The organism is Streptomyces sp. NPDC006385 (genome assembly GCF_040612485.1).
Lineage (GTDB): Bacteria > Actinomycetota > Actinomycetes > Streptomycetales > Streptomycetaceae > Streptomyces.
The window spans coordinates 1-15,063 of sequence record NZ_JBEXQG010000084.1; the positions used below are offsets into that span (position 1 = coordinate 1).

Below are 15,063 nucleotides of genomic sequence, written 5' to 3' on the forward strand. Positions count from 1 at the left end.
CACGACGCCGACGCCATCGCCGAGGCCGTCGGTGACCGCCGCCTCACCGCGATCGTGTGCACCCACGCCCACAACGACCACATCGACGCCGCGCCCGCCCTCGCCGCGCGCACCGGCGCCACGATCTGGCTCCACCCCGACGACCTGCCACTGTGGCAACAGACCCACCCGGACCGTGAGCCCGACGCCCACCTCACGCACGGCCAGATCATCGAGGCGGCGGGCGCCGACCTCAAGGTCCTGCACACCCCGGGCCACGCACCGGGCGCGGTATGCCTGCACGATCCCGGCCTGGGCGTCGTCTTCACCGGCGACACCCTCTTCAAGGGCGGCCCCGGCGCCACCGGCCGCTCCTACTCCCACTTCCCGACGATCATCGACTCGATCCGCACCCGCCTGCTCACCCTCCCGCCCGAGACCAAGGTCCTCACCGGCCACGGCGACGCCACCACGATCGGCGCGGAGGCGCCGCACCTCCAGGAGTGGATCGACCGCGGCCACTGAGGCAGAAAACCCTCGGTCCGGGGGAAAAGCAATGGTCGGCAGGGGAGCGTGGCCCTACGATCACGCCGCATGACCCCCAACACACTCCTGACCCTGCATGACGTCCGCGTCCTGCGCTGCGCTCCCGACGGCCCGCCACTGGACGGCGAGAGCGCGGCGCTCGATCTGATCGGCGACGCGATGGGGCAGGACGCCGAGGTGGTCGCGGTGCCCGTGGAGCGGATCGCCGACGCGTTCTTCCAACTGCGGTCGGGCGTCGCGGGCGCGGTGATGCAGAAGTTCGTGACCTACCGGGTGCGGCTCGCCGTGGTCGGGGACGTCTCCCACCACATCGCCGCGAGCACGGCCCTGCGCGACTTCGTGCACGAGACCAACCAGGGCGGCCACATCTGGTTCCTGCCGACCTACGACGAACTCGACGCGCGGCTGCGTCCGGCCGGGTGACCGTTCCGTACAACGACCGATCCTCCCGTAAAAGACGACAGAAGATGTCCGGCTTACCCGGCACTCTCAAGAGCGACATCGCTCGCACGGGTACCGGAGGTCGGGACATGGGACAGCCGTTGAAGGACAAGGTGGCGCTGGTCGCCGGAGCGACACGGGGAGCCGGACGCGGCATCGCCGTGGAGCTCGGGGCGGCCGGCGCCACCGTCTACGTGACGGGACGCAGCACCCGCGCCCGGCGCTCGGAGTACGACCGTCCCGAGACGATCGAGGACACCGCCGACCTGGTCACCGAGGCCGGCGGCCAGGGCATCGCCGTACCCACCGACCACCTCGACCCCGCGCAGGTCCGCGCGCTCGTGGACCGCATCGCGGAGGAACAGGGCCGCCTCGACGTCCTCGTCAACGACGTCTGGGGCGGCGAGAAGCTGTTCGCCTGGGACAGCCCCGTCTGGGAGCACGACCTCGACAAGGGGCTCAGACTGCTCCGGCTCGCCGTCGAGACACACGCGATCACCAGCCACCACGCCCTGCCCCTGCTGCTGCGCCATCCGGGCGGACTGGTGGTCGAGATGACCGACGGCACCGCGGAGTACAACCGCGACCACTACCGGAGCTCCTTCTTCTACGACCTCGCCAAGGCGTCCGTCCTGCGCATGGCGTTCTCCCTCGGGCACGAGCTCGGACCGCGCGGCGCCACGGCTGTCGCGCTGACCCCGGGCTGGCTGCGCTCGGAGATGATGCTGGACGGCTTCGGGGTACGGGAGGACAACTGGCGCGACGCGCTCGAACGCGTCCCGCACTTCGGCATCTCCGAGACGCCGCGCTATGTGGGCCGCGCCGTCGCCGCCCTCGCCGCCGACCCCGACCTGGCCCGCTGGAACGGCGAGTCCCTCTCCGCCGGGCAGCTCGCGCGGGTCTACGGCTTCACGGACCTCGACGGCAGCCGCCCCGACGCCTGGCGGTACCTCGTCGAGGTGCAGGACGCGGGGAAGCCGGCGGACCCGGCCGGCTACCGCTGAGGCGGCACCTGGTCGGCCGGGCGGACCGGCCAGCGCGCGGAGTGGCCCGGCGGCAGGCCGAGGTCCTCACGTACGGCCGCGTAGTAGCCCTCGCGGCCGGCGCGCTGCTGATCCAGCAGGGCCCGCCAGGCCGCCGTGTCCTGGTCGGACTCGCGCACGAACCGCTCCATCTCCATCACGGTCACGACCCATTCCCGTGCCTTCCTCACCACAGTGGCGCTGCCCAGCATGATCAGCGCCTCACCCGAGGGATCCCTGCCCGTGTTCGCCTCGGCGAGCAGCGGCTTGGCCTCCTCGGGGGTGAGGGGGTCCGGGTGCGTCCCGTGGCCGAGGTGGGCGGCGACCCGGTACGCCACCGTGACGGTCTGCTTCACCGACCGCGCGTAGTCGGCGTACACCGCGAGCCGCCGCTCCTCCCAACGCGCCGCCTGCTCACGCCGAAACCTCATCTGGTCGCCCCGCACGACCACCACGTACGAACCGAGCGCGCCGATCACGACGCCGATGAGGGCGGGGAGTTGCTGAAGGAACACCGACATGGAGGCACGCTATCCGCCCGGGTGATCGTCACGGCAGTACGTTTCTGTCCATGACGGACACGACGCGCTTCGCAGGTCACGCAGTCATGGTCACCGGCGCGGCCCGCGGCATCGGCGCCGCCACCGCACGACGGTTCGCCGAGGAGGGTGCGATGGTCCTGGTGGCCGACCGGGACGGGTTCGAGGCCGAGGAGACGGCGGCACGGCTGCGGGGACAGGGACGCACTGCTCAGGCATGGATGTGCGACGTGTCCGACCGCGCGTCGGTCGAGGCCGCCGTCGCCTACGCCGTCGGCACCTACCGCTGCTGCCGTGCCGCCCTGCCGCACCTCGCCGCCACCGGACGCGGCGCCATCGTCGACATCGGCTCCGTCAACGGCCTCCAGGACTTCGGCAACCACGCCTACAGCGCCGCCAAGGCCCTCGACGGCGGCCTCACCGCGGTCAACACCGGCTTCCGGACGGCGGTCCGGCGCCCGGACGACGACTGAGGAGTGAAGCCTCGACATTCGCCGTACCAGCCCCTCGTGCCCGGCGAAGTTTCACCGTTTGGTCACAGCCTCGTCCGGGCCACAACCGACGCCCTCATCCGCGGGTCTACCTGGCAGAAGTCCACAGGAACACGTAACGGAAGGGCCCGGCCATGGGGGACATACGCAGACGGCGAGCCGTCGCACTCGGCATCACCGCGGGACTGGTCGCACCGCTCAGCCTCACGCTCGCCGCAGCACCGGCGCAGGCGGCTCCGAGCTGCACGACCCAGACCGGTCCTCACCAGAAAAAGGTGGAGAAATTCCTCGGCCGCCCGGTCGACGGCAAGCAGTCCGCCGCCGACTGCAAGGCCATCCAGGCCTTCCAGACCAAGCACGGCATCACCCCGAACGCCGGCTACGCCGGGCCCGTCACCTGGGGCGTGATGGACCTGATGAACAAGCAGAAGGCCGTCGGCAACAACCCCAACAGGGACGGCAAGTGCCCGGTCAACAAGGGTCGTATCGCCTGTGTGAACCTCACGCTCCAGCTGAGCTGGATCCAGGACGGCAGCAGGCTGGTCTACGGCCCCGTACCGGTCCGCACCGGCCGCAACGGCTATGAGACCCGCACCGGCCTGAAGAAGATCTACTGGCGGAACATCGACCACGTGTCGAGCATCTACGACGTGCCCATGCCCTACGCCCAGTTCTTCGACGGCGGCCAGGCCTTCCACCAGGTCGGCGTGAGCATGTGGAACCCGCCGGGCTCCCACGGCTGCGTCAACATGACCAAGACCACCGCGAAGAAGTACTGGTCGCTGTTGAAGAACGGCGACGACGTCTACGTGTACGGCCGCAAGCCGGGCACCTGACGCGGCACAGGCACCCGGCTCGCCGGCGAGCTCAGGGGTGTCACACCGCCGGGGCGTCCCCGAAGTCGGGGATCTCCAGCCTGACCCCGCCCTGCCGCGCGGACTCGTGCGCGACGATGCCCGGCAGGGTGTAGCGGGCCGCCACCCACGCGTTCACGGACGGCAGGGTGCGCGTGTTGACCGCGGTCACGAAGTCGTCGACCAGGAAGTGGTGGCTGCCCTCGTGACCGTTGTGCAGGCTGTCGAACTCCCGCGGCAGCCGCGACCGGTCGTGCACCGGCGCCGAACCCGAGGTGAAGGCGGCCCGCAGCTCCGGCGCGATGTGCTGGAGTGACGGGTCGTCAGGAGACATCGTGGGCTTGGGCTCAAGCAGCTCGCTGATGTCCTTCACTCCCTTCTTGTCCTGCCACAGGGCGACCGTGGCGAGCTGCTCCATGCTCGCCTCGGTGCCGAAGAAGCGGAAGCGTGACTCCCGTATGTGCGAGGGATAGCCGACCCGCCGGAACTCGTTCGTACGGAACGAGCCGCCGCCCGCGACCTCGAACAGGGCGGTCGCGTTGGACACGTCGTTGTCGAACTGGCTGACGGACTTGTCGAAGACGCCGTCGGCCCGGTCGTCCACGACCCCGATCGCCGAGACGCTGACGGCGTGCGTCTGCCAGGCCCCCAGCACACCGCCCACCGAGTGCGTCGGGTACAGCAGCGGGGGGTAGCTGGCGGTCGCCTTCCACCCCTCGCCCCCGCTGTACTGGTACGCCTCGTAGAACCCCAGGTCCATGTCGTGGACGTAGTCGCCCTCGGCGTAGAAGAGGCGTCCGAAGGCGCCTTCGGCGATCTGGTTGCGGGCATGCACCGTGGCCGGGTTGTACTGGCTGGTCTCGCCCATCATGTACGTCAGCCCGGTCGCCTTGACCGCGTCGATGATCGCCGCGATCTCCTCGGTGGTGATCGCCATGGGGACCGCGGAGTACACGTGCTTGCCCGCGTTCAGGCCCTGCACGACCAGCGGCCCGTGCGTCCAGCGCTGGGTGAAGATCGCGACCGCGTCGACGGCCGGCGACTCCAGCATCGCCTCGTACGTGGGGAAGGTGCCCGCCAGCCCCTGGGCGGCGGCGAGCTGTTCGGCCCGTTCGGGCAGCAGGTCGGTGACGTAGACGTCGCTGACGCCGGGGTGGGCCTGGAACAGCGTGGCGAACTGGCCGGAGAACTGGCCGGCGCCGACGATGCCGAGCGAGAACGTCATGTAAGGCGTGCCCTTCACTGGTCGAGAGATCATGATCGGGAGATCGGTCGGGGGTTCACTGGGACGACAGGATCAGGTTGATCTGGTCGTTGGTCTGGTCGAGGCTGCTCACCGGCTTGCCGTTGCCGTAGATGTCCTCCATGGCGGGCTCCATCAGCGCCTGCACGTCCGCCGCGTAGTCGGTGATCGGGTAGGAGAAGGTGGTGAAGTCCTTCTTGTCGGCCACCGGTTCGGTGAACGCGGAGACGTCGATGCCCTTCTTCTCGTACGCCGCCCGCGCGGCCTTAGTGCCATCGGGCGTGGCCGGGAAGACGATGCCGTAACCGCCCACCGTCTTCTGGCACTCGTTCGACGCCAGGTACTTCACCCACTTCCTGGCGCCCTCCTTGTTACGGGCGTTCTTGGTGATGGAGTCGGCGAGGCCGTTCATCATCGTGGCGCGCTTGCCGGTGGGACCCTCGGGTGTCAGGGCGGTGCGGATCTTCATGCCCTTGAAGCCGGCGTACGTCGAGATCATCCACGCCCCGTCCAGCGAGGACGCCGCCTTGCCCGCGGCCACCTGGACGTTGCCCTCGTTGGACTGGGAGTTCCAGTCGGACAGGGGGGCCATGTAGCCCTTCTTCGCCAGGCCGAAGTACCACTTGATGACCGACTGGAAGGTCTTGTCGTCGTACCGGTACTTGGTGCCCCACCGCTTCTTGTCGGTGTAGTTCCAGCCCGCGGAGGCGGCGAAATTGCTCCACTGGGTCTGACCGTCGGCGAAGCCGCCGCCCTTGGACGCCAGGCCGTACACCTTGACGTTGTTCTTGTCGAAGCCGGGCTCGTCGCCCCGCTTGCCGTTCCTGTCGATCGTGAGGTGGGCGATGGCCTTCTCGAAGGTACCGCCGTCCTTCGGGTTCCAGGACAGGTTGTTCAGCTGCTCGGCGCTGAGGCCGGCGTCCTTCGCCATCCTCTCGTTGTAGAAGAGGGCTACGGTGTCCCAGTCCTTCGGGGCGCCGTAGCGGTGGCCGTCCCGGCCGATCCAGTTGGCGGCCAGACCCGGCTGGTAGTCGGAGTCCTTGATGCCCAGGTCGTCCAGCGGCTCCAGCACCTGCAGGTCGGCGAACTGGCCGAACTTCTGGATGTGGTCGGTGAACACGTCCGGCTGGGTGCCCGCGATGAAGCTCGCGGTGAGCTTGGTCCAGTAGTCGTCCCAGCCCATCTGGGTGATCTGCACGTCCAGACCCGGATTCTGCTTCTCGAAGCCCTTGGCGCAGGCCTCGTAGGCGGGCAGCTGGTTGGCGTCCCACAGCCAGTACGTCACCGTGTTCTTCGCGGACGAGCCGGTGCCGCCGCCCTGGGCGCACCCCGCCGTCAGGGTCAGTGCCAGGGCCCCGGCCAGCGCCCCGACCGTACGGAATCGAAATCGCATGACCATTTCCCTCACTTGAGCCCGGTGAAGCTGATGGAGCTGACGATGCGGCGCGCGAAGAAGCCGAACAGCACGAGCATCGGCAGGGCCGCGATGAGCGTCGCCGCCATCAGGCCCGACCAGTCGATGCCGGACTGCGGGGTCTGTGCCCGGAAGACGGCCAGCGCCACCGTCAGCACGCGCGAACTGTCGCTGTAGGAGACCATCAGCGGCCAGAAGTAGTCGTTCCAGGAGGTGATGTACGTCAGCACGGCCAGCGTCATGACCGGCGTGGACGCCATCGGCAGCAGTACCCGGAAGAAGATCCGCACCTTTCCGGCGCCGTCGAGGAGCGCCGCCTCCTCGACCTCCTTGGGGATGTTCATGAAGAACTGGCGCAGGAAGAACACCGCGAACGGCGTCATGAACATCGTCGGCAACGCGATGCCCAACAGGTTGTCCACCAGGCCGAGTTCCTTGATGAGCACGAAGTTCGGCAGCAGCGTGAAGATGGCCGGCACCATCAGCCCGGCCAGGAACAGGGCGAACACCGCGTCCCGGCCCCGCCAGCGCAGCCGGGCGAAGGCGTAGGCGGCCATCGCGGAGAAGAAGATCTGGCAGACGGTGATCAGCGTCGAGACGAGCACCGAGTTGAGCAGATAGCGCCAGAACTTCAGCCCGCCGCCCGCGCCGCCCTGCGCGACCGCCTCCTCGGCGGACTGCAGACCGAGCGCCCGCTCGAAACCGCCGGTGGTCAGGTCGACCGGCAGCGGATCGGCCGGATGGGCGGCAAGCCCCGGGTTCGAGGAGAGCGCGGTGCGCAGGATCCAGTAGAACGGCACCAGGGTGATGAGCACGATCGCGGCCATCACCGTCCAGGCCACGACCCGCCCGAAGGAGGGCCTGCGCCGTACGGGCCGTACGGTCGTCGTCGTTTCTGCCACGGCAGCCATGTCGGCGTCTCCCTTCCCTCAGCCGAGGTCGGTCTGGCCGGCCCGGGTGAGCCGGTACTGCAGGACGGTGATCGCGCTCAGCACCACGAGCAGGGCCACCGACATCGCGGAGGCGTAGCCGAACTGGAAACGGCCGAAGGCGGCGCCGTAGATGTAGAACTGCAGCACGTTGGTGGCGTCGGCCGGTCCGCCCGAGGTTGTCACGGCGACCGTGTCGAACACCTGGAACGAACCGATGACCGTCATGATCAGCACGACCGCCAGCACCGGCCGCAGCAGCGGCATCGTGATCCGCCAGAACATCCGCCACTCGCTCGCGCCGTCCACCTTCGCGGCCTCGTACATGTCGTTCGGGATGGCCATGAGCCCCGCGAACAGCAGCAGCGCGGTGTAGCCGACGTGCCGCCAGACGTTGATCAGGGCGATCGTCGGGATCGCCCAGGTCTCGTCGGCCAGGAACGGGATGCGGTCGAAGCCGAGACCCGAGATGATCTCGTTGCCGATGCCGAGCTGGGTGTCGAGGATCCACAGCCAGACGATGCCGGCGACGACGTTCGACATCAGGTACGGCGTGAGCACGACCCCGCGCAGCACCGCCGACTGCGTCAGCCGCTGGAGCAGCACGGCGATGGCGAGCGCCGCCACCGTCTGCACCCCGATGTTGAGGACCACGTACTCGACGGTGACCCGGAGCGAGTCCCAGAAGATCGGGTCGTTGACCATCCGGGCGTAGTTGTCCAGACCCACCCACTTCTCCGGCGTCAGCAGGTTGAAGTCGGTGAAGCTCAGGTAGACGCCCCGCAGCGTGGGCCAGAGCAGGAAGACCAGGAAGCCCAGCAGCGCCGGTGCGAGGAACACCGCGGCGAGCCGCCCGTCACCCTGGTTGTCGCGGGACCGGGCCCGCTGGGTCCTGGACTTGGTCCCCGCCCCCGCGGCGTCGCCCAGCGGCAGACGCGACGGTGGGCTGCTGGAGGCGATGGTCATCGGGAGACTCCCTCGTCTGCGGCGGCTCATCCTCGGGCACTTACTTTTGTGGCGAAAGAATCCAGCCGTCAAGAGGTGGGTCGCCCTGTTCTCCAAGCCGCCCTCTCTGCCTTAGACTGGCCAGGTTCCTTTTGCGCAGAAAAAAATCATGAGAGAAGCCACCCTGTGGGAGCCTGACGACCATGACCCCAGTAGCCGCCAGCTGGCTGCCCCTCAGTCCCGGTGAACGCTCGGTGGCGATCGAGGTGCTCCTCGGTGGCCCTCTGTCGCGCACCGAGCTCGCCCGGCGGCTCGATCTGTCCGCCGGCAGCCTCACCCGGCTGACCAAGCCGCTGATCGAGTCGGGACTGCTGGTCGAGGTTCCCGAAGCGGGCACCTCGGCGGAGACGCGCCAGGGTCGTCCGTCGCAGCCGCTGGACGTCGTCGCCGAATCCCGCTCCTTCATCGGCTTCAAGATCACCGACGACATGGTCTACGGCGTCGTGACCACCCTCCGCAGCGAGATCGTCGCCCGCTACGACCGCCCCCTCACCACGCACGACCCCGCCGAAGTCGTGGACCTGCTGGGGGAGATGACCGACGAACTCACCCGCGGTCATCCCCGGCTCGCCGGCATCGGCATCGGCGTGGGCGGCCTCGTCGAGGACCGTGCCGTGGTCGGGGAGTCACCCTTCCTGCACTGGAGCGACGTCCCGCTCGCCGAACTGGTCGAGGAGCGCACGGGGTTGCCGGTCGTCGTCGAGAACGACGTCGCCGCCCTCGTCGAGGCCGAGACCTGGTTCGGCGCCGGCCGCGGCCTGGACCGGTTCGTCGTGCTCACCATCGGCGCCGGCATCGGCTACGGCCTGGTCCTGGGTGGCAAGCGGGTGCCGTACGCCGAGGAGGACCGGGGCTTCGGCCGTCACTGGATCGTGAACCCCGACGGTCCGCTCACCCCCGACGGGGAGCGTGGCAGCGCCGTCTCCCTGTTGACCATCCCCAACATCCGCTACCAGGTCCAGGCGGCCACGGGCCGCGACCGGACCTACGAGGAGATCCTGGAGCTCGCCGCGGCGGGTGAGGCGATGCCCGCCCGTGTCATCGACGAGGCGGCCCGCGCGCTCGGCACCCTGGTCGCCCAGATCGCCAACTTCGTGCTGCCGCAGAAGATCCTTCTCGCCGGAGAGGGGGTCGGACTCATGGACGTCGCCGGGAAGACCGTGACGGAGACCATCCGCTCCCTCCGGCACCCGCTCGCCGAGCCGGTCGACCTGGAGACCAAGGTGTCCGACTTTCACGACTGGGCACGGGGCGCCGCCGTTCTCGCGATCCAGGTGCTGGTGCTGGGGGCGGCGGATGCCTGAACTCGGCGGGCTGCGGGGACAGATGGACGTGATCAGTGACACGGTCCGCTATGTCCGTATTGTTCGTTCTTACTCACCTCGTCTTCACCTCAGGGGCCGTATGCTTCACAGCATGTCCACCACTGTTGATATCGCCTCCGATCGATCGGCTGACGAGGTCAACGAGGAGATCCGGGCGCTGTGGCGCCGGTCGGGCGGGACACTGAGCGGCGAGCAGCGCGAGGAGTACCAGCGCCTCGTCCTGGAGTGGGCCGCCGCGGTCCCGCAGCCGGCGAAGGCGGCCTGACCACCGGCCCCGGCGCCGGCCCGGACCCCCTCCTCGGCGCACCTCGCCAGGCATCGGAACACCCTCCCGGGGCACTCCTGACCCGATGGGTGCCTTTCTCGCACTGACCTCGGCCGTCTGCTACGGCATCGTCGACTTCACAGGCGGCCTGCTCTCCCGGCGCGCACACTTCGCCACCGTCACTCTCCTCGGCCAGTTCGGCGGGCTGCTCCTCGCCGTAGCCGCCGCACTCCTCGTCCCCGCTGACGCCGTCCGCCCCGCCGATCTGCTGTGGGGCGCGCTGTCCGGCGTCGGCAGCGGGGCGGCCATGCACCACCTCAACCGTGGCCTGAGCAGGGGCGCCATGAGCACCGTCGTGCCGGTGAGCGCCGTCACGTCCGTCGCGTTGTCCGTGCTCTGCGGCGTACTCCTCCTCGGCGACCGGCCCGGGCCCCTGGCCTGGACAGGCTTCGCGGTCACGGTGCCGGCGCTCTGGCTGGTCGCGGACGACGGGCGCGGCCGACCCCGCGAGGACGCCCGGCGCCCCCCTCGGACAGGGCCCGCCACCGGCATCACCGACGGCCTGCTCGCCAGTGCCGGAGTCGCCGTGCAGTACCTCGCGCTCGGCCAGGCCGATCCGACCAGCGGGCTGTGGCCGGTCGCGGCCGGCCGCGTCGCCGCCGTGCTCGTGCTGCTGCCGGTCGCCGCCAGGCACGGCCGGGAGCTGCGGCTTCCGGCGTGGCGGTGCGTCCAGGCGCTGCTGATCGGAGCGGGCGCGGCGCTCGGCCTGATCCTGTACCTGCTCGCCGCGCAGCGACAGCTCCTGGCCGTCGCCGTGGTCCTCGCCTCCCTCTACCCGGCGCTCCCCGTCGTCCTGGGATTCGCCCTCCTCCACGAACCCCTCACCGTACGGCGGGCCGTCGGACTCACCGGCGCGGCGCTGGCCACCGTCCTGCTGACCCTGGGGTGACGGGCCGGACCCCGTCACCCCCAGGTCGCCGAGTAGTAGCGCCGGTACGCCTTGCGGTCCTGCTCCGCGCGGATGTACCGGGTCGCCACCAGCGCGACCAGACTGCCCGCGACGACGAGCAGACCGGGACCGACGTTCCTCGGGTCCGCGAGCCGGGACAGCAGCGTCGAGGCGTCCGTGCCGGTGATCGGCGTCGACGAACCGGGCGACGCGTCGCCGGGCGCGGCGGCGCTCTGCGTCCCGGACGCGGACGGGGCGGGGGCGGGCGAGGCGCCCTGCTGCCCCGAGCCGTTCTGCGCCGCCACGATCAGCTTCACGTCGAGCGCGGCCAGCGCCTTCGTCACGGGCTGGAAGAACGTCGTACCGCCCGCGTTGCAGTCGCCGCTGCCGCCCGACGTCACACCCAGCGCGACCCCCTCCGAGAACATCGGGCCGCCGCTGTCCCCGGGTTCGGCGCACACGTTCGTCTCGATGAGCCCCGTGACCGTCCCCTCGGGATAGTTGACCGTGGCGTTGAGCGCCGTCACCTCGCCGTCGCGCAGGCCGCTCGTGCTGCCGCTGCGGAACACCCGCTGCCCGACGGCGGGATCGGCGGCGCCGGTGATCCGCACGCCCTTGCCGTCCCCGATGGACACCACGTCGGCCCCGGCGCCCGCGTCCCCGCTCGCGTACTGGATCAGGGAGAAGTCACCGCCGGGAAAGTTCTGCCCGATGGTCTGGCCGAGCCGCTGCCGTCCCTGGTTGTCGGCGAACCACACCGAACCGTCCGGCCCGCAGTGACCGGCCGTCAGGATGAAGTCGCGCTGCCCGTCGGTGACGTTGAAACCGGCCGAACAGCGCCCGGCCGTCGACAGCATCGGCAGCGCGCCGTTGAGCCGTGTCGTGAACGTGCCCTCGGTGCGTTCCATGCGCACGAAGCCGCCGATGCCCTCCGCCACTTCCGTCATCCGGGACCAGTCGTCGGCCGAGACGGTGCTGTCGCCCCGTACGACCACCTCGTTGGACCGGTAGTCCATGACCCACGCCGTGCCGGGCACCCGCGGCGCCGAACGCAGCGTCGACGTGGCCGACTTCAGCTCGTCCATGCTGTGGTCGACCATCTTCGCCTCGGCGCCGGCCTCGCGGACCTCCGCGGCCGCCTTCTCGTCGGTGACCGCGACGACCGGCTTGCCGTCGGCACCGATCCAGCTGCCCGCCGTACGGGACGTGCCCAGCCGCGCGACGAGATCACCGCCGGTGTCGGCGGCCGAGGCGGCGTACGTCCGCGGGACGGCGGAGGCGTCGGGAGGTTCACTCGCCACGGCGCGTGTGACCATCGTTCCTCCGAGGAGGAGTCCGCCGACGGCCGCCAGCCGTGTCACTCGCCGGACGAGACGTCGTCGTGCGTGCCTCATACATGGCTCCCGAACCAGTACAGCGCGGCGTCAACGCCGCGGGGCCCTCCCGGAGTTGAGCACCCTCTCTCCATACGTGGCCCGGCGCGCCCGTGTTCACCGCACAGGTGAGCGTTCTCGCGCCGGTCCCGGATCGAGCAGTGCCCGGCTGCGCTCGTCGCCCCACGAGGAATTCCCGCGGTCCGGGAGGAGTCGGCCGCCCGTCACCGCCGACTCCCCGTCCTCGCCGTTCCCGGCCACCGCACCGCCCCCTATCTTGTGCCCCATGACCAGGATCCCGCACGAGACGTCCGGTGAACCGAATCCGCTTCGCGCACTCGGGCTCGACCGGCTGCGTCGTCGCACGAGCATGAAGTGGCGCACCTACCCCGACGACGTGCTGCCGCTGTGGGTGGCCGAGATGGACGTGCCGCTCGCCGAACCCGTCGTCCACGCGCTCACCGAGGCCCTCGCACTCGGTGACACCGGCTATCCGGCGGGCACCGCCTACGCCGAGGCGCTCGCTGCCTTCGCCGACAAGCGGTGGGGCTGGGCCGGGCTCGCCGTGGAGCGGACGGCGATCGTGCCCGATGTGATGCTCGGTGTGGTCGAGATGCTCAAACTGGTCACCGGACCGGGCGATCAGGTCGTGGTGAACTCACCGGTGTATCCGCCGTTCTACCAGTTCGCCGAGCACATGGACCGGCAGGTGATCGAGGCGCCGCTGGGTGCGGACCTGCGCATCGACCTCGACGGCCTGGACGCGGCGTTCCGGCGGGCGACCACGGGCGGCCGACGCGCCGCCTTCCTGCTGTGCAGCCCCCATAACCCGACCGGCACGGTGCACACCGCCGGCGAACTGGCCGCCGTGGCCGCCCTCGCCGACCGCCACGGCGTGCGTGTCGTCGCCGACGAGATCCACGCGCCGCTCACCGCCGGCGGCGTCGAGTTCGTGCCGTACCTGAGCGTCCCGGGCGGCGACAGCGGGCTGTCGCTCATGTCGGCGTCGAAGGCGTGGAACCTGGCCGGCCTCAAGGCGGCCCTGGCCATCGCCGGTCCCGCGGCCGCCGCCGACCTGGCCCGCCTGCCCGAAGAGGTCAGCCACGGGCCGAGCCACCTCGGCATCATCGCCCACACCGCCGCCCTGCGCGACGGCACCGGCTGGCTCGACGCCCTGCTCGCCGGCCTCGACGACAACCGGCGCCTGCTCACGGACCTGCTGGCCGAACACCTCCCGGCGATCACCCACCGCCCGGGCGAGGCCACCTACCTCGCCTGGCTGGACTGCCGCGCCCTCGACCTCGACGAGGACCCGGCGGAGATCTTCCTGCACCGCGGCCGGGTCGCGCTGAACTCCGGGATCCCGTTCGGCACCGGCGGCACGGGGCACGTACGGCTGAACCTGGCCACGTCGCCCGAGCTGATCACAGAGGGCGTCCGGAGGATGGCGGCGGCCCTCGCGTGAGGCAACGGACTTCCCGTGCCTACACTTCCGGCCATGGACGACACGTCGCTCGACCCGCTCGGGGCCGGCAAGTACCTGCTCCTCACCAGCTACCGCAAGAACGGCACGGGCGTCCCCACCCCGGTCTGGGTGGTCCGTGACGGGGACGGGCTGGGCGTGTGGACGGTCGCCGACTCCTGGAAGGTCAAGCGCATCCGGGCCCGCGGCGACGTCCTGGTCGGCCCGTGCGACCTGCGAGGCAAGCCGACCGGTGAGCAGATCCCCGCCACCGCCGAGCTCTGCGACGAGGCCACCAGCGCCCGTTACCGCGCGCTCATCGCCCGCAAGTACGGGATCACCGGCCGACTCACGCTCCTCGGCAGCCGGCTGCGCCGAGGCGTGAACGGCACCGTCGGCATCCGCGTGACGCTCACGCCGAAGGGCTGAGCCGCGCACGGCGGCACTCGTCCACCGCGCGACCACCGCCCGCACCGGGGGAGAGGGGAACGGCCGTCTCCCCGGTGCGTGGGTCACGACGCGTCCAGCACCGCGCCCGTCACCTCCGGCACGCCCCCACGGAGCCGCGCACCGCCTTCACAACACTTCGTGCCCCAGGTCGTAGCCGTAGCGGCTGTTGCCTCGACCTTCACGGGTACGTCGAGGTCGTGCGTGCCGGGTCGGCGACGAACAGCCGCACCTGCCCGCTGCCCTGCCCCGAGACCCGGACCGGTACCTGGTAGGTCCCGGACCCCCGAGTCCCCTTCCGGGTGCGGGAGTTGGTGGCGGTGGTTCAGGTCCAGGCGCGGTAGGGCTCGTCGACCAGTTGGAACACCGGCTCGCCCCGGACCGGGTCCTTCGCCGTGGACAGCCGGACCCGGTCGCCGCTGTGGATGCCGATGGGCGGGCCCATGACCCGGCCGCGTACGACGAACCCCTCGGCCATCTCGACGAGCGACACATTGCGCGCCGCGGGGGAGTTGCGGTGGACCACCGTGGAATGCCGGACGGTCCCCACCCCCTCGCTGCGCTCCGTGCGCAGGTCACTGCCCTGACACACCGGGCACAGCAGCCGGTGGTACATCGCGGTGCCGCACCAGGTGCAGCGCTGGAAGAGCATGGCCTCCGTGTCGGGGGCCGCGGCGTCGAGTACCCCGGCCCCGAAGCCGGCGGCCTGACGAGCAACGGTTCCTGAGTGGTGGTACACGCTGGTCAACTCCCTGCACTCGGCCGGAATCCCGCGCGCC

The 15,063-nt window shown here is 70.4% G+C and carries 17 protein-coding genes and 1 pseudogene; 10 read left to right on the forward strand and 8 right to left on the reverse strand.

The window, feature by feature from the left end:
* The 3 genes from ABZ078_RS38190 to ABZ078_RS38200 form a co-directional block, all read left to right on the forward strand.
* On the forward strand, positions 1-504 hold a 504-nt coding region (locus ABZ078_RS38190; RefSeq protein WP_356583136.1), incomplete at its 5' end, for an MBL fold metallo-hydrolase.
* Between the two features lie 69 nt (positions 505-573).
* Positions 574-948 carry a DUF4180 domain-containing protein gene (locus tag ABZ078_RS38195; protein ID WP_356583137.1) on the forward strand — a complete coding sequence of 125 codons (375 nt, stop codon included), beginning with the start codon at positions 574-576 and terminating at the stop codon, positions 946-948.
* A 107-nt stretch (positions 949-1,055) separates the two neighbouring features.
* The gene (locus ABZ078_RS38200) at positions 1,056-1,970 is read left to right on the forward strand and encodes an SDR family oxidoreductase (protein WP_356583138.1); all 915 of its coding nucleotides are present in this window, start codon (positions 1,056-1,058) and stop codon (positions 1,968-1,970) included.
* Here ABZ078_RS38200 and ABZ078_RS38205 read toward each other — a convergent pair.
* Positions 1,961-2,509 (reverse strand): hypothetical protein, encoded by a 549-nt coding sequence (locus ABZ078_RS38205; RefSeq protein WP_356583139.1) that lies wholly within the window; start codon positions 2,507-2,509, stop codon positions 1,961-1,963. The genes ABZ078_RS38200 and ABZ078_RS38205 overlap by 10 nt on opposite strands.
* Before the next feature lie 50 nt (positions 2,510-2,559).
* Here ABZ078_RS38205 and ABZ078_RS38210 point away from each other — a divergent pair.
* Positions 2,560-2,931 (forward strand): annotated as a pseudogene (locus tag ABZ078_RS38210) (SDR family NAD(P)-dependent oxidoreductase); the annotation flags it as partial.
* 221 nt (positions 2,932-3,152) lie between these two features.
* Complete coding sequence (locus ABZ078_RS38215) at positions 3,153-3,854, forward strand: L,D-transpeptidase (RefSeq protein WP_356583140.1); 702 nt, start codon at positions 3,153-3,155, stop codon at positions 3,852-3,854.
* A gap of 40 nt (positions 3,855-3,894) precedes the next feature.
* On the opposite strand, the gene ABZ078_RS38220 is transcribed toward ABZ078_RS38215, so the two are convergent.
* The 4 genes from ABZ078_RS38220 to ABZ078_RS38235 are packed head-to-tail and all read right to left on the reverse strand — an operon-like array spanning position 3,895 to position 8,424.
* A complete protein-coding gene (locus tag ABZ078_RS38220; RefSeq protein ID WP_356583164.1) occupies positions 3,895-5,097 on the reverse strand; it encodes a Gfo/Idh/MocA family oxidoreductase in 1,203 nt (400 codons plus the stop codon).
* 55 nt (positions 5,098-5,152) lie between these two features.
* Complete coding sequence (locus tag ABZ078_RS38225) at positions 5,153-6,508, reverse strand: sugar ABC transporter substrate-binding protein (RefSeq protein ID WP_356583141.1); 1,356 nt, start codon at positions 6,506-6,508, stop codon at positions 5,153-5,155.
* 11 nt (positions 6,509-6,519) lie between these two features.
* On the reverse strand, positions 6,520-7,440 hold the full coding sequence (locus ABZ078_RS38230; RefSeq protein WP_356583142.1) for a carbohydrate ABC transporter permease: 921 nt from the start codon (positions 7,438-7,440) through the stop codon (positions 6,520-6,522).
* A gap of 18 nt (positions 7,441-7,458) precedes the next feature.
* Positions 7,459-8,424 (reverse strand): sugar ABC transporter permease, encoded by a 966-nt coding sequence (locus ABZ078_RS38235; protein WP_356583143.1) that lies wholly within the window; start codon positions 8,422-8,424, stop codon positions 7,459-7,461.
* Between the two features lie 182 nt (positions 8,425-8,606).
* Here ABZ078_RS38235 and ABZ078_RS38240 point away from each other — a divergent pair, with 182 nt between their 5' ends.
* The 3 genes from ABZ078_RS38240 to ABZ078_RS38250 all read left to right on the forward strand — a co-directional run bounded on the left by ABZ078_RS38240 (position 8,607) and on the right by ABZ078_RS38250 (position 11,002).
* Positions 8,607-9,767 (forward strand): ROK family transcriptional regulator, encoded by a 1,161-nt coding sequence (locus ABZ078_RS38240; protein WP_356583144.1) that lies wholly within the window; start codon positions 8,607-8,609, stop codon positions 9,765-9,767.
* A gap of 100 nt (positions 9,768-9,867) precedes the next feature.
* On the forward strand, positions 9,868-10,053 hold the full coding sequence (locus ABZ078_RS38245) for a hypothetical protein (RefSeq protein ID WP_356583145.1): 186 nt from the start codon (positions 9,868-9,870) through the stop codon (positions 10,051-10,053).
* Between the two features lie 85 nt (positions 10,054-10,138).
* Positions 10,139-11,002 carry an EamA family transporter gene (locus ABZ078_RS38250; protein ID WP_356583146.1) on the forward strand — a complete coding sequence of 288 codons (864 nt, stop codon included), beginning with the start codon at positions 10,139-10,141 and terminating at the stop codon, positions 11,000-11,002.
* Between the two features lie 14 nt (positions 11,003-11,016).
* Here ABZ078_RS38250 and ABZ078_RS38255 read toward each other — a convergent pair whose 3' ends face one another.
* Complete coding sequence (locus ABZ078_RS38255) at positions 11,017-12,396, reverse strand: S1 family peptidase (RefSeq protein WP_356583147.1); 1,380 nt, start codon at positions 12,394-12,396, stop codon at positions 11,017-11,019.
* A 96-nt stretch (positions 12,397-12,492) separates the two neighbouring features.
* A complete protein-coding gene (locus ABZ078_RS38260; protein ID WP_356583148.1) occupies positions 12,493-12,663 on the reverse strand; it encodes a hypothetical protein in 171 nt (56 codons plus the stop codon).
* Between ABZ078_RS38260 and ABZ078_RS38265 the strand changes: the two genes are divergently transcribed.
* Together ABZ078_RS38265 and ABZ078_RS38270 are read left to right on the forward strand one after the other, a co-directional pair.
* Positions 12,662-13,840: an aminotransferase class I/II-fold pyridoxal phosphate-dependent enzyme gene (locus ABZ078_RS38265; RefSeq protein ID WP_356583149.1), complete on the forward strand. Its 1,179-nt coding sequence runs from the start codon at positions 12,662-12,664 to the stop codon at positions 13,838-13,840. The two genes, ABZ078_RS38260 and ABZ078_RS38265, sit on opposite strands and share 2 nt — an antisense overlap.
* 33 nt (positions 13,841-13,873) lie before the next feature.
* Positions 13,874-14,266 carry a PPOX class F420-dependent oxidoreductase gene (locus ABZ078_RS38270; protein WP_356583150.1) on the forward strand — a complete coding sequence of 131 codons (393 nt, stop codon included), beginning with the start codon at positions 13,874-13,876 and terminating at the stop codon, positions 14,264-14,266.
* 343 nt (positions 14,267-14,609) lie between these two features.
* On the opposite strand, the gene ABZ078_RS38275 is transcribed toward ABZ078_RS38270, so the two are convergent.
* Positions 14,610-15,023 (reverse strand): zinc ribbon domain-containing protein, encoded by a 414-nt coding sequence (locus tag ABZ078_RS38275; RefSeq protein ID WP_356583151.1) that lies wholly within the window; start codon positions 15,021-15,023, stop codon positions 14,610-14,612.
* Positions 15,024-15,063: the final 40 nt, after the last annotated feature.

Bases quoted from the DNA above. Each gene is read 5' to 3' on its own strand.
- ABZ078_RS38195 (WP_356583137.1), top strand. From the start codon at position 574: ATGACCCCCAACACACTCCTGACCCTGCATGACGTCCGCGTCCTGCGC.
- ABZ078_RS38200 (WP_356583138.1), top strand. From the start codon at position 1,056: ATGGGACAGCCGTTGAAGGACAAGGTGGCGCTGGTCGCCGGAGCGACA.
- ABZ078_RS38205 (WP_356583139.1), bottom strand. From the start codon at position 2,509: ATGTCGGTGTTCCTTCAGCAACTCCCCGCCCTCATCGGCGTCGTGATC.
- ABZ078_RS38215 (WP_356583140.1), top strand. From the start codon at position 3,153: ATGGGGGACATACGCAGACGGCGAGCCGTCGCACTCGGCATCACCGCG.
- ABZ078_RS38220 (WP_356583164.1), bottom strand. From the start codon at position 5,097: ATGACGTTCTCGCTCGGCATCGTCGGCGCCGGCCAGTTCTCCGGCCAG.
- ABZ078_RS38225 (WP_356583141.1), bottom strand. From the start codon at position 6,508: ATGCGATTTCGATTCCGTACGGTCGGGGCGCTGGCCGGGGCCCTGGCA.
- ABZ078_RS38230 (WP_356583142.1), bottom strand. From the start codon at position 7,440: ATGGCTGCCGTGGCAGAAACGACGACGACCGTACGGCCCGTACGGCGC.
- ABZ078_RS38235 (WP_356583143.1), bottom strand. From the start codon at position 8,424: ATGACCATCGCCTCCAGCAGCCCACCGTCGCGTCTGCCGCTGGGCGAC.
- ABZ078_RS38240 (WP_356583144.1), top strand. From the start codon at position 8,607: ATGACCCCAGTAGCCGCCAGCTGGCTGCCCCTCAGTCCCGGTGAACGC.
- ABZ078_RS38245 (WP_356583145.1), top strand. From the start codon at position 9,868: ATGCTTCACAGCATGTCCACCACTGTTGATATCGCCTCCGATCGATCG.
- ABZ078_RS38250 (WP_356583146.1), top strand. From the start codon at position 10,139: ATGGGTGCCTTTCTCGCACTGACCTCGGCCGTCTGCTACGGCATCGTC.
- ABZ078_RS38255 (WP_356583147.1), bottom strand. From the start codon at position 12,396: ATGAGGCACGCACGACGACGTCTCGTCCGGCGAGTGACACGGCTGGCG.
- ABZ078_RS38265 (WP_356583149.1), top strand. From the start codon at position 12,662: ATGACCAGGATCCCGCACGAGACGTCCGGTGAACCGAATCCGCTTCGC.
- ABZ078_RS38260 (WP_356583148.1), bottom strand. From the start codon at position 12,663: ATGGGGCACAAGATAGGGGGCGGTGCGGTGGCCGGGAACGGCGAGGAC.
- ABZ078_RS38270 (WP_356583150.1), top strand. From the start codon at position 13,874: ATGGACGACACGTCGCTCGACCCGCTCGGGGCCGGCAAGTACCTGCTC.